Below are 17070 nucleotides of genomic sequence, written 5' to 3'. Positions count from 1 at the left end.
CAATTGTGAAAGAAACTGTTAAGGAGTTACAGAATTGTTAATTTCCGAGAGGTTGATTATCATATTTGCGCGTTGTGCACTCGATTCTCGGTGAGTAATGATAATTGAAGTTGCATTTTTGATTTTTCGCTCGATATTCTCAAGAATATTCTGTTCTGTCTCTGTATCCAAAGCAGATAATGAGTCATCAAAAATGATAATGTTCGGATTTTTAATTAAAGCACGGGCAATACAAATCCTCTGTTTCTGTCCACCAGACAGCATTACGCCGCGCTCGCCGACTGTTGTTTCATACTGATCTTTAAAGCCAACAATATTTTTATGAACATCAGCGATTTTGGCATATTCAACCACTTTTTCATGGGTAGGATTTTCGATAGAGAAACCGATGTTATGTTCAATAGTATCCGAAAAAAGATAACTTTCCTGCGGAATATATCCGATGAATTTTCTGTAGTTTTCTAAATTGTGCTCTTTGAGATTTTTCCCGTCAATCAGAATTTCACCTTCTGTAGGATCGATGAGTCGGCATAAAAGCAATGCGATCGTAGATTTTCCGCTTCCGGTTTTCCCCATGATAGCGAGCGATTCGCCGGCATTTATTTTAAAATTTAATTTATCTAAAGCCCGAATTCCTGTGTTTGGATAAACGTAAGACACATTCCTGAATTCAATATCACCTTTTATCGGATAATCTTCAAAATTAGTATTAACGATATCTGATTTTTTATCTAAAAATTCATTAATTCTTTGCATCGATGCTTCTGCACGTTGGTTGATAGAAGTTACCCATCCCACCATCGAAAATGGCCAGATCAGAATATTGATGTACATAAAGAAATCTGCAATCTTTCCGATACTCAATTCTCCGTTGATGTATTTCTGTCCACCAACAAGGATTACCAAAACATTCAGAAGTCCGATGACGAAAAGAATAATAGTGAAAAAATACGCCTCGGTTTTAGCTAAATCCAGTGCCTTATCCTGATAATCGGAAACCTTTGCACCATAATTTTTCTTAATATAATTTTCCTTGGCAAAAAATTTCACCACCCTGATTCCTGAAAAACTGTCCTGAACAAATGTAGAAATCCCCGACTGGCTTTTCTGCATAATCTTCGATTTCTGATTGATAATTGAGCTCACCTTAAAAATCACATACGACAAAACGGGCAATGGCAGCAAGGTCCACAACGTCATCGAAACATCAGTGGTCAGCATATAAATACTCGTGATAATGAGCAAAATCAAAAGATTCACCACATACATCACACCTGGGCCGAGATACATTCTTACAGCCACAACGTCCTCACTGAGTCTGTTCATCAAATCACCAATCGTTGTCTGTTTATAATCCGTCAGAGAAAGTTCCTGATAATGACTGTAGATTTTATTTTTCAGTTCGTATTCAATTCTTCGGGATGCGACAATAATCGTCTGTCTCATCATAAAAGTGAAAATACCTGTGAGAAGTGAACAACCGACAATAATTGCAACATAAATCAATACCTGTCTGTTGAATCCCAGATGCCCGCTTTTGGTAAGCTCATCCACAGATTTTCCGATAAACTGTACTTTGTAAATGTTGAAAAAATTACTTGCAATGATGAAAAGTAATCCCCAAAATAAGAGTATTTTGTGTTTCCAGAAATATGGATTTAAGGTTTTAAGCGCTTTCATAAAGTTTTACAAAATTACGAAAATAGGTTCAGACTACGAATTTCAATAATTTTAAATTTCATATCTTTGCACCCATAAAAAGCTCTTTGAATGTTAGGAAGAAGACAAATCCGTGAGAAAGTTGTAGAATCGGTGTACTCGTACTGTCAAAACCCGATCAAATTTGATGTTTTGGAGAAAAATATGTTCTCCTCAATCGAAAAGATCTACCATCTGTATATCTATGAACTGAATTTTTTGGTAGCCCTGAAAGATTTGGCAGAAAACCAGATCGAAATCAGTAAAAACAAATATCTGAAGACTGATTCAGACACCAATCCTAATCAGAAATTCATCAACAATCAGGTTCTTAAAAAGCTGGAAGAAAATCCGGAGAGACTGTTTTTCACAGGTCAGCACAAAGAACTCAAATGGGATTTGCATGACGATCTTTTAAAGAAAACATTCCAGAGAATGACTGCCGGAAAAAGATATCAGGATTTTATGAAAGAGGAAGGATATTCTTTCGAAGCTGATCAGAAATTTATCGGTAAGCTTTTCCTAAGATATATGGCAGAAAATGAAGATTTTCAGGACTATATTTCAGACAAGGAACTGTCATGGTCTGATGATGTACACATCGCCAATTCTATGGTGCAGAAAACAATCGGTTTTTTAAAGGAAGATCAGGAAAGCAAAACGCTGATAAAAATGATCAAAGATCAGGATGACAAAGCTTTTGCCGGAAAATTGCTCCGCGAAACACTTAATGCATGGGAAAACACCGAAAAAGTGCTTACCGAAAGGCTTGAAAACTGGGATTTGGAAAGAGTTGCTGTAATGGATAAAGTGATTTTATCATGCGCAATTTCTGAAATCGATAAATTTCCTCTTACACCTTCAAGAGTAATCATCAACGAATATATCGAGATTGCCAAAGTGTTTGCTACAGACCGTTCAAACATTTTCATCAACGGAATTTTAGATAAATATTGCAAAGATTTGAACAGAATATAAATAATAAATCTAATATGAAAAAGACATTATCAATCATCGCATTGTCGGTTATAGGTTTTGGTTTGGTTTCGTGTAAAAAAGAAACTACAGAAACTACAAATTCATCAGGTATAAGCGCAGATTCCACTGCAGCACCAACTCAGGATTCTCTTACGGCTCCGGCTGTTTCAGGAGATTCTGCCACTGCGGGAGCACCGGTTTCTAATCAGCCAACCACATCAGTTGCCCTTTCTGAAAGCAATTTTGATTTTGGAAAAATTAAAAAGGGAGATAAAGTAAACCACGTTTACGAAATCACCAACACAGGGAAAAATCCTTTGGTTATTTCTGAAGTAAAGCCTGGATGCGGATGTACAGCTCCTGAGTTTACGAAAGACCCAATCTTGCCTGGTAAAAAAGGACAGATTACTTTAAGTTTTGATTCTTCTTCCTTCGATGCAGGAATGGTGAATAAATATGCTGATGTTTTTGCCAACGTTGAGAAAGCACCTATCAAACTTACATTCACAGCTAATATCCAGAACTAATTATGTTAACAGTATTTTTACAGGCACCACAGGGAGGTAATTCTTCAATGATGCTGATTATGATGGGCGTAATGTTCGTAGGGTTTTATTTCCTGATGATCAGACCTCAGATGAAAAAGCAGAAGCAGGAGAAAAAATTTCAGGAAGAGCTGAAAGTAGGAAGCAGAGTAGTGCTTACATCTGGTCTTCACGGAAGAATTGCTCAAATCCATGATGACGGAATCGTAATCGAAACCCTTTCAGGAAAATTGAAATTCGAAAAGGCAGCGATCTCAAGAGAGTTTACAGATGCCCGTTTCGGTGAAAAAGCAACGAAAGAAGCTGATAAAAAAGAGGCGATAGATACTGAAAAGAAATAATTTTCAGATTTAAAATAAAATCAAAACGGCGATGGAACCAAGTGTTTCATCGCCGTTTTTGTTTTATTAGAATTACCGATTCGTAAAGTAAGATGACTAATCTTTTGAACAATATTTAATTAATACTGATAAATATTGCAATTTTAATTAAAATATGATGGATATATAGGTTAAAAAAATATCTTTGCTGCTGATAAACTATTTTTCCATGAAAAAAAATCTCCTCTGCTTTGTTTTGGCTTTCGTAAGCTTCATTTCTTTTGCACAGAAAATTCCGTTTGATATTAAAAAAAGTTCTGTTTTTAAAGATGAATACAAACATTCGTCAATCGCCTTGGTGGAAGATGACGGAAAAGGTGGAGTAGTTGTTGTCCGCTCGTATGTTGGCGGTGCATTCTCAACAGGTTTGGGTTATTATTTCGAACATTACGACGCCAATCTAAAACTGATCAAGGAATTTGAATATGAATTAAAATACTCAAAAGCTGTGAGACAAAGCTCTGTTCTAGGAATTATTATGGATGGCGAAAATGTAAATATCATCGATTTTATGTACGAGAAAGATCAGAAAGCCTATATCTGCTCCTCGATGACTGCCAACATCAACGACTTTAATTTCAAAAAAAATGAACTGTTCCGTGTGAACAGTGATGAGATTAAGCAGTTTGCTTTTCTCGGTTTCGGAGTTTTTGACCGAGATTCGGGCGCAAGAATGATTGTAAATGAAGACAGAACTGCGTTTGCTGTAACTGTCGATATTAAAGACAGAAATGTGGAAACACACAAGATGTTTGTTTTTGATCAGTCTCTTAACAAAAATATTGATCATACCTTTAAAAGAGATATTAAAGACCGGAAATTCGTTTACGAAAATATCGATGTTTCCAAAGACGGAAAAACAATCTACGTTCTCGGAAAAGTATACACCGATGAACAGAAGAAGAAAAAAGAAGGAGGAAAATACCAGTACGAACTGACCAGCATCACCGGAGAAAATGTGAAAACACAGGTTTTTGATTCCAACGAACATTTTGCCGCCTCTCTAAAAACCATTGTTCTGGATAACCGCCTGATTTGTCTTGGTTTCTATTCAGACAGAAAAGATACGAGGTTCAAAGGAATCTGTTATTATGAACTGAACCCAACAGATTTAGAGGTGAAAAAAGTAAAATTCAATCCTTTTACCGAGCAGTTTATGATCGATAAATACGGTACAGACAAAGATAAAGAACTGAAAAATCTTTTCTTCAGAAAAATAATTACGACTCCAAATGGAGATATCATTTTTAATGCAGAAGAATTTTATATCACTTCGTATTATTACGCATCGCCCTACGGTGGCGGTTCTACGCAGATGATTTATCATTATGATGATATTGTAAGCGCAAGAATCAATTCAAACGGCGAAATTGTGTGGGCAAGGAATATTAATAAAAGACAGAAAACCGGCGATGATGAAGCTTATATTTCCTACACATCCACCGCTGTCGGAAACGATGCCTACTTTTTTATCAATACAGGTGAAAAAGTGAAAAAATTAAGCAACGACAGAATTCAGTTTGGGCAGACGGGCGTTAAAAGATCCAATCTTAATGTAATCAAAATCAGCGAAAACGGCGATTTTGATTATCAGGAAATTTTGGATGACAAAGAAAATGAAGTTCCATTTATGGTCTCCAATGGCGCTCTGTCAGGAAATTCTACGTTCTTCATCGGAAGAAAAGGAACGAAAAAACAACTCCTGAAAGTATCTTTATAAATCATCGGATTCGTCACTGCAAATCAGCTGTATCCGTAATTATTTTCAGTTGCATTATCATAAAAACCTGAAAAATAGTCCGTAAAGAAAAATCCCTCTTCCGAAGCCTGAAAGTAGCCTTCCCGGAGTCTACGGAACGCTACTTTGAGTCTACGGAATGCTACTTCAATGCTACGGAACGCTGCTTTGAGTCTACGGAATGCTACTTTAATGCTACGGAACGCTGCTTTTAAGCTTCGGACAAATAAAACAGGTCTTCGGAAGATTTCCTGTCGGTTTCTAAGTGATGATCACTGTTTTTTAGATATTTCAATCGTTTTAATAAGTATAAATAATTTGAATTTTGCTTAAAATTTTTCAAATGCAGATTGTTCAAATGATGAATTAGATTTGCGCTTATTTCTGAAATTTGTGTTTAATGCAAACAACTATTTGTAAAACCATATTTTAAAAAATATCTTTGCCCAATGAATCAAAACACAACCAAAACCGTTCTCATTCTTGGTGCCAATTCCGATGTGGCAAAGCAGTGTATTTTGCAATATGCTGAAAAAGGTTTTGCGATTGCCGCCGCTTCCAGAAGTACAGATTCTCTGAAAGATTTTGTTGCGAAAAATAATTTATCAGAAAAGGTCACGGTTTTATATTTTGACGCAGCAGATTTTGATTCACACCAAAAATTTTATAATGAACTTTTGGTCAAACCTCACATTGTGGTTTACGCTGCAGGATTTTTAGTTGAAAACACTGATGCTTTAAAAGATTTTAAAGGAACTCAACAAATGATGCAGGTCAATTACATTGGCGGTGTTTCTATTCTGAATATTGTTGCAATGGATTTGTCTAATAAAAATTTAGAAAGAATCATCGGGCTATCTTCACTTTCGGGTGTTCGTGGAAGGAAAAGTAATTTTGTTTACGGAAGTACAAAGGCTGCGTTCACGACTTATCTGGCAGGTTTAAGACAGGAGTTGGCTCAACGAGATATTACAGTGAACGTTTTGGTCAGCGGATACATCAATACTAAAATCAATGCGGGTTTAGAATTGAATAAAAATCTTCTGATGGAACCTGATTATGTGGCAAGACATGTCGTTGATGCCGGAAATTCTTTCACCATCGTTCCCAATTTTAAGTGGAAAATGATTTATTTTATTTTAAAAATTCTGCCGGAAGGCTTGGTGGCGAAATTGCCTTAAATTATGGATAATCACTATTTAGAAATCAAAAACTACATCAACGCAATCAGTCTGGATCAACCTCAAGAATACTATGAGTATGATCATTTCCCATTTATTGTGAAGTTTTTAGATACTTTAACGCCAAAACAACAAGATGATTTTGTAGAAGAAGTTTTTACATGGGATGATCACGAATTACATTTCGTAGCAGATTGTTTAAATTTTACAGAATATGAATTGCAGGGGAAATACGAATCATCGTATGTCTTCTGTGAATGCTTTGCCAAAATTGATAATGCGGAATATTTGGAATATTTATATCATGATTTAGCAATACAGGTAATGCAAAGAAAATTTTTTAAAAATGGTTTAGTTTTGTCGATTGATGGTATTGTTAATAATCTATATCTATTAATGAATAGTCTCAGGGATGAATCATCTATTAATTATTGTTTGAAAATTATTGCTGAATTAGAGGAATAATTTACTCAACATCCTGCAACAACTCCAACGCCTTCATCATATCAATTCCCTTCCCTAATACGGGTTTAAACAAATCACCTTTTGCCTTAATTCTTTCCAAAGCATTTTCAATATTAAAGTCTGTGGGTTTCAAACCTTTTTTCAGTTCATCCCACTCAATCGGCATTGAAACAGCTGCGCCTTCTTTCGGTCTTAGGCTGTAGACGCTGGCTAGAGTTTGTCCCTGTCGGTTTTGAAGGTAGTCGAGATAGATTTTTTTGTTGTCTCTTTTTTGCAGACTGCGTTCCAGCGTTGTAATTTTTGGAAGTTTTTCATGAACCTGTTGCATCAGAATTAGTGCAAAATCTTTCACCTGATCGTAATCGTAACCGCCGCCCATCGGAATATAGATGTGAATTCCCGTGCTTCCGGAAGTTTTGCAGTAGCCTTTTATTTTAATTAAATCTAAAATTTCCTTCACTTGCTGTGCTGTTTCGATCACATGGTCAAAAGTATTTTTCTTTGACGGATCGAGATCTAAAACCAGATAATCGGGATGATCCAGATCGGGAAGTGATGAGTTCCACGGATTAAAATCGATGCAGCCCAAATTGTTCAGATAAGCCAACGTTGCTTTGTCATTGCAGATGGCGTAATCAATGTATTTATCGGTGGATTCAGAGTGAACTTTGGTCGTTTTAATCCAGTCCGGAAAAGAATCTCCCGCGTCTTTCTGGTAAAATCCGGAATGATCGATTCCGCTGGGAAAACGGTTGAGGGAAAGCGGTCGGTTCTTCAGATGCGGTAAAATATAATCCGCTACCGATTGGTAATAATCCACGACATCTCCTTTGCTTATTTTATCTTTCGGAAAATAGATTTTATCCTGATTGGTGAGTTTTATTTTATGTCGGTTCAGTGTAATTTCACTGTCTTTTTCGTTTTCATCTTCTGACTTTTCGGATGCTTTCTTTGTCGTCATAGTTTTGGATTTTGAAGTTTTCTGAGCAGGTTTTTTAACTGAATTGCTGATTTCCTTCGCTTCCTTATCTTCACGAAGTGCCACGAAAACAGGATGGCGGAACATTCCGTCTTTGGTGATTTCCGAAAATTTAATTTCACAGACCAATTCAGGTTTTGTCCATGTCACGGGCATATTGGTTTTGGGAATCGTGTCAAACGGGGAAGTTTTTACCACTAATTTTTTCAACCGCGCATAAAGAGACTTCAACAATTCATTATTAAAGCCTGTTCCCGTATGTCCGGAATAGATCAGTTTTCCGTTTATATATTTCCCTAAAATCAAAGCACCAAAGCCTTGCCTTGAACCCTTGGGCTCGGTAAAACCGCAAATGATCGCTTCTTCGGTGTTTGTGAATTTTATTTTGAGCCAGTCTGTGCTTCGGGAATTTTCGGTGTAAACGCTGTCGGCTCTTTTGGCAATCATGCCTTCAAGCTCCATTTTTTTCATTTGATTAAAAAACTCAATTCCTTTTTCAGGAACGTGATCGCAGAATTTAATCAGATTCGTTTCAATTAACGCGTCTTTCAGAAGCTCTTTTCGTTGAATTAAAGGAAGTTCTTCGGTAGAATGACCATTCAGCCACAAAAGATCAAAAACCTGATAGGTTAAAGCCAAATCCGGATTGTCGCCAATCTGCTGTAAAAGCTGAAAGCTGGGTTTTCCGTTTTCGTCATAAGCTATAATCTCACCATCCAAAATCATGTGATGTTTCTGCTGACTAAAATCTTCGGTGATAGAATTGAATTTAGATATAAATGATATTCCGTTTCGGGAATAAAATAACGGCTGTTTTTTACTGAGATCGGCTACGGCACGGTATCCGTCCCATTTAATTTCAAAAATCCAGTCCTCATCGTCAAACGCATCATCAGAAGATTTTGCAAGCATTGGTTTAATGAATTTTTCCAGTTTTTTCTCATCCACCAAAGAATTGAAGCGCTGGAATTTTGGTTTTGTCTCCGAAGTGATTACTTCTCTTTTTTGCTGCTTTTTAGGTTTTTTTTTTCCTCGATGAATTTTGAAACTAACGATTTAGGTGATACGTTTTCTTCAGCATCATATTCATCTTTGGCAAATTTGTCTTTATGTTTAATTAAAAGCCATGAATTGTTTTCGGCATTTTTCATTTTAACCAAAGCAAATTCTCCTTTCAGTTTTTTACCGTGAAGAATAAATTTAAGCGAACCGCCTTTTAATTCTTTCAAAAGTTCTTTTTCATCTGAAAGTCTGCTCGTATCGTCCAAAGGCTCGTATGTCCCGCTGTCCCAGATTTCTACCTGTCCGGCACCATAATTTCCTTCGGGAATATTTCCTTCAAAATCTTTGTAATCGTACGGATGATCTTCCACCATCATCGCCAGACGCTTGTCTTCAGGATTCAGTGATGGTCCTTTCGGAACAGCCCAGCTTTTCAGAACACCTTCCATCTCCAGACGGAAATCGTAATGAAGCCGTGACGCAGCATGACGTTGAATTACAAAAATAAGTTTGTCATCACTCTTTTTTGTCTTTCCTTTGGGTTCGGTGGTTTTATCGAATTTCCGTTTATCGTTGTAGTCTTTAAGAGCCATGGTCAGGAAGCGTTTTTAGATTTTGGAGTTTGTAAACTGGCTTTCAGCTGTGCCATTAAATCAATTACTTTACCCTGTTTTGCAGGTTCAGATTTTTTCACTTTAACTGATTTTCCTTTCGCTTTTTTCTTAATGATTTTAAGCAGTGATTCGGAATAGGTATTTTTATAAAAAGTCGGATCAAAAGGCTCAGAAAGTTGCTCGATCAGATTTTTTGCCATTTTCAGTTCGGCTGGTTTCGGCGCTTTCTTGGCGGGAATTTTCAGCTGTTTGTAATCCCTTATTTCCTGATCAAATCTCAAACGGTTTAAAACCAAAACATCATCATTGTATGGACGAATCAACCCGATTGCCTCAGTATCACGCAAAACGAAAGTTCCGATACCGACCATTTTAGTTTGCTGCAATGCTTTAATTAAGAGTCTGTAGGCGTTTTCACCATTCTTTTGTGGCTCGAGAAAATAAGGAGTTTCAAAGTAGACAGAATCAACCTCCGCCTCTTTAACGAAATGTTCGATGCCCAGAATTTTTGTTTTTTCCGGACTGGCGGCTTCATAATCTTCATCTTCGAGAACAACATATTTATCGTCGATCAGAAAACCTTTTACAATGTTTGCCCACTTGACTTCCTTGCCCGTTTTTTCATTAACTCTTTTAAATTTAATATTAGAAAAATCAGATTTATCCAGCATATCGAGATCCAGTTTGCTGGTTTCTGTAGCAGAATAAATCTTCACAGGAATATTGACTAAGCCAAAACCAATGGCACCGTTCCAAATTGCTTTCATTGTCTTTCTTTTCTGTAAAACTTACAATGATTGTGCCGTGTGATTTAGTACATTTTTAGGAAGAAGTTTATTATATTTCTTTAAACTGAGCTTTTTCTTCCAGATACTGAATGGTTTTATTTAAGTTTTCTTCGTCTACGTTGGCTTTGTCTAAAATAAAATTGAGTCGTGAAGATGCTGTAATGTAGAGAAACTGATCATCTACAACACAATAGGTCATTTCACTCCAAATAAATTTTAACTCAGATTTATAATTTTTAAACATAAAATGATCAGGTGTAAACTCCCAGATCACGTCGTTAGAATTTAATTTCAAATCCGAAATGTCCTTATCAATTATTTCCTTTAATTTTTTTTTGGATTTTCTGTAGGAAAGGGCATGGGTTAAATAATTTGAAAATACAATCAGTCCTGCTCCTGCAAAGAAACTTGTTAAAACGAAATCATCAGAAATAAAAGTGTATGAACCAAGAATTAAACAGGCAACTGCAAAGAATAAATTTTTATTATTTCCATCCAGATTTTTTTTCCAAAGCCTTTTGAATTCATATTGATAAATGGTCTTGGTGATTTCCCCGGAAGTGGGTGTGTTATATTTTAGAATTGTGGGATTCATATTTCTGATCTAATTTGTTATTTTAAGGATGGGATCACTCCGTTCTGGCAGGTTTTTAAAATATATTTTAAATAATCTAATGCATCAGACAATTAAGTAACATCTTTCTGCAGCAATTTATGGTAAGCAATTGCAACATGAATTTCAAAGTATGAAAAGTCATCGCCTAACTGTTCTTTAATCACTTTCAGAGATTGAACGGTTTGGCCTTTTGCGATTTCAATAATCGGTGCAATTTTGTTGACGTCTATTAAAGTACTGGCTTCGATTTCTCCGGATTCAACAAATTTCGACAGATGATTTTGAATTGTAGTTACCGACAGACTTCTCAGTTTGGCGATCTCCTCAACACTGTGATTTTGTTTATACAGTTCAAAAGTGGTGGCGAAAGTTCCTGATGTACTTTTAGCTGCTTTCTTTGGCTCACGTGCTTTTTTAGGCCTCTTCTCCGTAATTTTGCTGCTCAAATTATTCTTAATACAAAACTCAATGATTGTAGGAAGAAATATTTCGCCGTACTTCTCAATTTTAAAAGCTCCGAACCCACTGATCTGATTCAGTTCTGCTTTTGAATTGGGGAGATAAGATGATAATTCCAGCAAAGTCGCATCAGAAAAGATGACGTAAGGCGGAACATTTTCACGCTCGGCAATTTCCCTTCTTAAAGTTTTCAGTTCTGCAAAAAGTTCTTCATTTGCATCGATGTCGGGCGCGGAATAATCCGTTTCTATTTCTGCAACGGTGACAGCTTTTGCCCGTTCTTTTACTTTCTGGAAGATTACTTTTTTATCTCTAAATAAAACTGATTTGCTTTCTTCATTCAGTTTTAAAACAGAAAATTCCTCATTCGATTCATACAGAAAACCTTTGATGAGCAACTGAGTTATTAAGTTTTGCCAGTAGTTTTTATCCTGATTATTTCCAACGCCGTAGGTCGGTAAATTGCGCATGTAATCTGTGATTTTCGCACTTTGGGAACCCCGCAGAAAGTCAATAATCATTGTTTTGCCATAACGTTCTTTCAATCTGTAGACTGCACTCAATAATTTCTGAGCATCAACCGTTGCATCAAAGGTATCAAAATCACTCAGACAATAATCGCAGGAATTGCAGTTTCCATCGTGTTTTTCGCCGAAATATTCCATAAGATACTGTCGTCTGCATTTTTGCATTTCGGCAAAGTCGGACATCTGTTTCAGCTTTCGCAGCATCAGTTCAGATTGCTCCTCATTGCCTTCTATCATTGCAAATCGTTTCAATTTTATCACGTCGGCATTCGAATAAAATAAAATCGCTTCACTCGGCAAGCCATCTCTTCCGGCTCTTCCCGTTTCCTGATAGTAACTTTCTATATTTTTAGGCAAATCTGCGTGCATCACAAAACGGACATTACTCTTATCGATTCCCATCCCAAAAGCAATTGTAGCCACCATTACACGGGTTTTGTCCTTCAAAAAATCTTCCTGCACTTTTGCTCTTTCTAAAGAAGAAAGTCCGGCGTGATAAAAAGCCGAGTTGATACCGTTTTCTCTCAGATTATTCGACATTTCTTCAGTTCCTTTTCTTGATAAACAGTAGATAATTCCCGAGTCGTCCGGATGTTCATTGAGGTACTGAATGATATTTTGAAGAACAGACTTTTTCGGCTGGACAAAATATTTGATATTGGCTCTGTCAAAGGAAGAAATCAAAACCAAAGGCTGTTGTAAATTCAGTTGTTTGATGATGTCTTTCCTCGTGATTTCGTCTGCACTTGCCGTCAAAGCGATGATTGGAATTTCTGGAAACTGTTTTTTTAAACCATTTAAAAACAAATAATCCGGACGGAAATCGTGACCCCAATGCGAAACACAGTGCGCTTCATCTACCGCGAACAGGGAAATGTCGACATCATTCAACAATTTTAGAAACGCACCATTATCTGCACTCAGTTTTTCGGGTGCGACATACAAAAGTTTGAGCTGGCCGTTTTTTAATTGATTTATAGTTTCATTTTGCTCAAAAGAAGACATCGAAGAATTGATGTACGACGCAGAAATTCCGTTCACGCGCAGGGCATCAACCTGATCTTTCATCAACGCAATCAACGGAGAAATCACGATGGCGGCTCCTTCCAAAACCAAAGCCGGAACCTGATAGCAAAGTGATTTTCCACCGCCGGTTGGCATTAAAACAAAAGTGTCTTTTTTCGCAATTACATTTTCAACTGCGTTGGACTGTTCGAGGCGGAAGTTTTCGTAGCCGAAATATTGCTGTAAGATTTGGAGGGGAGTTTTCATCAATTAAAATTTTGTGTTTGAGTAAAATTAATCAAATTTGGTTAAATTTAAAAGTTTAAAAACCTCATAATTTTTTAAAATATGAGGTTTATTATTTTTTTGAAATCGAAAAAGGTGATTTTAAATTTCTTGCACTACAGAAGCGGCTATTTTTACTTTGTTACCTTTTTTCCATGAACCCCTTTAAATCTGATATTTGAAAAGTTAGATTTATAAAGCATAAGTATATTGGAACTTTTATAAATATCATCCATCGACATTGCGTAAAATCTTTTAAAATATCATTGAAAAATTTATGATTAAGATTTTTACTTAATAATATTCAATCCTTCTGATATATTTGGTTTTCTGAATTTCTTTTCTGGGTTCTTCCTTATCATAAGTTACGTTGATTGTTTCCGAAATATTGATTTCATTCCAATTTCCGGTTTTATCATACGTGTAATGCAATTCCTTAATCGCCTCATTTTGTTCATTAAAATATTTCAGTGCAGTCAACTTTTTGGTTTCGTCATATTCGTACACCCTTTTGTTACCCAATTTATTATCGAATACATTCTGCTTTTCTACTATTTTACCTTGAAGCTGAGGATAGCTTTTCTCAATATGATGCAGCCTTTTCTCTCCTGATGAATTTGAAGAATATTTCAAAATTTTAGTGGTATCTTTTTCTTTCAGATATCGATAGGAAGTTTCAGAGATACTGTTGTTGTAATTTTGTTTTTCAAGTATTATTCTACCTTGGTTGTCGTATGAATAATTCATTTTCAACTCAGATTTGTTTTCACTCTTACTGATTGTTTCCGTAATTAAATTACTTTTATTGTACACATTTTTTTCGCTTGAACGCAATTCGTTTTCAGAACTGTAATTTTCTGTTGAAAGTTTCTTTGAAGCAAGATTAAAAACAGACTTTGAAGTAGAAATAAGATATCCTTCAGAATTGTAGAACTTCTCTAAAACGATATTTCCTTTCTTATCCGGAGTTTTGAAAGTTTTTGTTCTTGCACTGGGATCGTTTGTACCATAGCCCGCGTAAGGATCTTTGTCATTTCCTTTAATAGAAAATTCAGAAAAGTAACGGTCTAGATTTTCTCCACAAGATTCGCAGAGTGTGGTAATAATTTGGTTGGGATTATACTGATTTCTTTCTTCGCTGCGCAAATATCCTTCACTGTATTTTTTTGTGATAAGTGGTCTTCCTTTTGCGTCAAAAGTCTGTTGCTCTACAGGTTTTTCTTTATTACCATATTCAATAATAAATAAATTTATCGACTTTATTTTTCCTTTTAATTTATCATTTTCAACGATATAATCCTGAGCGGAACTGAAATATCCTATGAGAAAGAATATGAAATTTAGTTTGAGTAGTAGTTTTTTCATTTGGAATTATTAAAAAAGCGAAGAATAATCTCCGCTTCTAATTTATGCTTTTAAATTTAATTTCAGTTCAAGTTCATCGAGCTGTTCAACAGCAATCGAAGCCGGTGCATCAATCATCACATCACGTCCGGAATTATTTTTCGGGAAAGCTATGTAATCTCGAATCACTTCATTTCCATCCAGAATCGCGACCAACCTATCGAATCCAAAAGCCAAACCTCCGTGAGGCGGAGCGCCATATTTGAAGGCGTTCATTAAGAATCCGAACTGCGCTTCTGCTTCTTCTTTTGAGAATCCTAACAAGTCAAACATTTTTGACTGTAAATCTTTATCAAAAATTCTGATAGAACCGCCACCAATTTCGTTTCCGTTCAAGACCAAATCGTAAGCGTTGGCTCTTGCTTTTCCTGGGTCGGTTTCCAAAAGGTGGAAATCTTCGGTTTTAGGTGAGGTAAAAGGGTGGTGCATTGCGTGGTATCTTCCGGATTCTTCATCAAATTCCAATAATGGGAAATCTACCACCCAAAGTGGGGCGAATTCGTTTCCTTTTCTTAAACCAAGACGGTTTCCAAGTTCCATTCTCAAAGCGGAAAGTTGCGTTCTTACCTTGTCTGCGTTTCCGCTCATTACGAACATTAGATCTCCCGCTTTTGCTCCGAATTCTTCTGTGATTTTCTTTAAGTCTTCCTCGTTATAAAATTTATTTACCGAAGAAGTCACAACACCATCATTTTGGAATTTAATCCAAACCAATCCTGTTGCACCGATTTGTGGGCGTTTTACCCAATCCACCAATTCGTCGATTTGTTTTCTGGTGTAATCTGCAATACCTTCAACATTGATTCCGACAACCAATTCTGCATCATCAAATATTTTAAAATCTTTTCCTTTTGTTAAATCGTTCAGCTCGTGGAATTCCATTCCGAAACGGATATCCGGTTTGTCGTTTCCGTATTTCTGCATCGCATCGGCGAAAGTCATTCTCGGAAAATCTCCGAATTCGTTTCCGGTGATGTCTTTCAAAAGAACTTTCGTCATTCCTTCAAAAACATTCATAATATCTTCCTGCTCTACAAATGCCATTTCGCAATCGATTTGGGTGAATTCCGGCTGTCTGTCAGCTCTCAAATCCTCATCACGGAAACATTTCACGATTTGGAAATATCTGTCCATTCCACCGACCATCAACAATTGTTTAAAAGTTTGTGGTGACTGTGGTAATGCATAAAACTGTCCCGGATTCATCCTGCTTGGTACAACGAAATCTCTCGCTCCTTCCGGAGTAGATTTAATTAAAACGGGCGTTTCAACCTCGATAAAACCTTCGTCTGAAAGATAATTTCTCACTTTCTGCGCCATTTTGTGACGGAAGATCAGTTTATCTCTTACCGGAGCTCTTCTGATGTCGAGATATCTGTATTTCATTCTTAATTCTTCACCACCATCCGTTTCATCTTCAATGGTAAAAGGCGGAAGTTGAGATTCATTCAGAACAGATAATTTTTCAACTAAAATTTCAATTTCTCCTGTTGGAATATTTGGGTTTTTGCTGACTCTTTCAATCACTTTTCCTGAAACCTGAATGACAAATTCACGTCCCAGTTTCTTTGCATTTTCCATCAGCTCTGCTGTAGAACGGCCCTGATCGAAAACCAACTGCGTAATTCCGTAACGGTCCCGAAGATCTATCCAAATCATAAATCCTTTATCACGAATGGTCTGTACCCATCCCGAAAGTGTAACTTCTTCATTAAGATTTTTCAGAGACAATTCTCCGTTTGTGTGCGATCGAAACATGCTTTATTTGATTTAAAATTCAATATTTAAAATTCAAGGTTCAAATTACAGGGCTTAAAGTTCAGTATATCAACTTTGAATGATTGAACTTTGAACTTTGAATTTTCGTGTGCAAAGATAAGATTTTCGAGGGCTTTTTAAACAAAAAAAAACTCCCCGAAGGAAGTTTTTAAATATAGATTATTGATGAGTTTTATTTTAAAAGATCAAAAATTTCAGTTCTTTTATATTCTGCAGCGTAATCTTTAGCAGTCTTGCCTCTGCTGTCTTTAATGCTTTTGTCAGCGCCCTTTTCCAAAAGTGTTTTTGCAAGGTCTGGAGCGTTAAATTTCACAGCTTCCATCAAAGGGGTATTGCCATTACATGCTAAACTTACATTCGCGCCGTTTTTAACAAGAAAATTGAAAATTTTAGTTTTATGATGTCTGGTACTGTATGCAAGTGGTGTAAAAGATTCGTCTTTGACGGTAATGCATTTGTTGTAATCTGAAGAAAATACTTTTATAAATTCTTCAACATTATCATTATTGAAAATTTGCTTTTGGTTATCGGTAAGTTGTTGTGCATGAGCAAGATTTGAAACAAAAAATACTGCAACAGCAAAAAGGGTAAAGACTATATTTTTCATAAATCATTTATTTTCTTTAT

At 36.2% G+C, this 17070-nt stretch carries 15 protein-coding genes; 6 read left to right on the top strand and 9 right to left on the bottom strand.

Annotated elements, in window-relative coordinates; all coding sequences use genetic code 11:
- Positions 1-18: 18 nt before the first annotated feature.
- Positions 19-1680, bottom strand: a complete 1662-nt coding sequence (locus NG809_RS07275) for an ABC transporter ATP-binding protein (protein ID WP_262149352.1) — start codon at positions 1678-1680, stop codon at positions 19-21.
- Positions 1681-1770: 90 nt separating this feature from the next.
- Here NG809_RS07275 and NG809_RS07270 point away from each other — a divergent pair, with 90 nt between their 5' ends.
- From NG809_RS07270 to NG809_RS07245, 6 genes are all read left to right on the top strand, one after another.
- The gene (locus NG809_RS07270; protein ID WP_262149350.1) at positions 1771-2676 is read left to right on the top strand and encodes a transcription antitermination protein NusB; all 906 of its coding nucleotides are present in this window, start codon (positions 1771-1773) and stop codon (positions 2674-2676) included.
- Positions 2677-2690: 14 nt separating this feature from the next.
- Positions 2691-3203 carry a DUF1573 domain-containing protein gene (locus NG809_RS07265; RefSeq protein ID WP_262149348.1) on the top strand — a complete coding sequence of 171 codons (513 nt, stop codon included), beginning with the start codon at positions 2691-2693 and terminating at the stop codon, positions 3201-3203.
- 2 nt (positions 3204-3205) lie between these two features.
- Positions 3206-3562 carry a preprotein translocase subunit YajC gene (gene yajC / locus NG809_RS07260; protein ID WP_262149345.1) on the top strand — a complete coding sequence of 119 codons (357 nt, stop codon included), beginning with the start codon at positions 3206-3208 and terminating at the stop codon, positions 3560-3562.
- Between the two features lie 208 nt (positions 3563-3770).
- Positions 3771-5321, top strand: coding sequence for a hypothetical protein (locus NG809_RS07255; protein WP_262149343.1), 1551 nt, complete (start codon positions 3771-3773; stop codon positions 5319-5321).
- 467 nt (positions 5322-5788) lie between these two features.
- Positions 5789-6520 carry an SDR family NAD(P)-dependent oxidoreductase gene (locus NG809_RS07250; protein WP_262149341.1) on the top strand — a complete coding sequence of 244 codons (732 nt, stop codon included), beginning with the start codon at positions 5789-5791 and terminating at the stop codon, positions 6518-6520.
- Between the two features lie 3 nt (positions 6521-6523).
- Positions 6524-6985 carry a hypothetical protein gene (locus NG809_RS07245; RefSeq protein WP_262149339.1) on the top strand — a complete coding sequence of 154 codons (462 nt, stop codon included), beginning with the start codon at positions 6524-6526 and terminating at the stop codon, positions 6983-6985.
- A gap of 1 nt (position 6986) precedes the next feature.
- On the opposite strand, the gene ligD is transcribed toward NG809_RS07245, so the two are convergent.
- From ligD to NG809_RS07205, 8 genes are all read right to left on the bottom strand, one after another.
- Positions 6987-8912 (bottom strand): DNA ligase D, encoded by a 1926-nt coding sequence (ligD, locus tag NG809_RS07240; protein WP_262149338.1) that lies wholly within the window; start codon positions 8910-8912, stop codon positions 6987-6989.
- 44 nt (positions 8913-8956) lie between these two features.
- On the bottom strand, positions 8957-9559 hold the full coding sequence (locus tag NG809_RS07235) for a DNA polymerase ligase N-terminal domain-containing protein (protein WP_262149337.1): 603 nt from the start codon (positions 9557-9559) through the stop codon (positions 8957-8959).
- A 2-nt stretch (positions 9560-9561) separates the two neighbouring features.
- Positions 9562-10347, bottom strand: coding sequence for a non-homologous end joining protein Ku (ku, locus tag NG809_RS07230; RefSeq protein WP_262149335.1), 786 nt, complete (start codon positions 10345-10347; stop codon positions 9562-9564).
- A 70-nt stretch (positions 10348-10417) separates the two neighbouring features.
- Positions 10418-10963: a hypothetical protein gene (locus NG809_RS07225; protein WP_262149333.1), complete on the bottom strand. Its 546-nt coding sequence runs from the start codon at positions 10961-10963 to the stop codon at positions 10418-10420.
- Positions 10964-11055: 92 nt separating this feature from the next.
- Positions 11056-13242 (bottom strand): DNA helicase RecQ, encoded by a 2187-nt coding sequence (gene recQ / locus NG809_RS07220; protein ID WP_262149331.1) that lies wholly within the window; start codon positions 13240-13242, stop codon positions 11056-11058.
- Positions 13243-13554: 312 nt separating this feature from the next.
- Positions 13555-14625 carry a hypothetical protein gene (locus NG809_RS07215; protein ID WP_262149329.1) on the bottom strand — a complete coding sequence of 357 codons (1071 nt, stop codon included), beginning with the start codon at positions 14623-14625 and terminating at the stop codon, positions 13555-13557.
- A gap of 42 nt (positions 14626-14667) precedes the next feature.
- Positions 14668-16422, bottom strand: a complete 1755-nt coding sequence (aspS, locus tag NG809_RS07210) for an aspartate--tRNA ligase (protein ID WP_262149328.1) — start codon at positions 16420-16422, stop codon at positions 14668-14670.
- A 193-nt stretch (positions 16423-16615) separates the two neighbouring features.
- A complete protein-coding gene (locus NG809_RS07205; RefSeq protein WP_262149327.1) occupies positions 16616-17050 on the bottom strand; it encodes an ankyrin repeat domain-containing protein in 435 nt (144 codons plus the stop codon).
- Between the last annotated feature and the right edge of the window lie 20 nt (positions 17051-17070).

The sequence above is a fragment of the Chryseobacterium foetidum genome, from assembly GCF_025457425.1.
Classification (GTDB): domain Bacteria; phylum Bacteroidota; class Bacteroidia; order Flavobacteriales; family Weeksellaceae; genus Chryseobacterium; species Chryseobacterium foetidum.
This window is presented reverse-complemented; position numbering and strand designations above follow the sequence as displayed.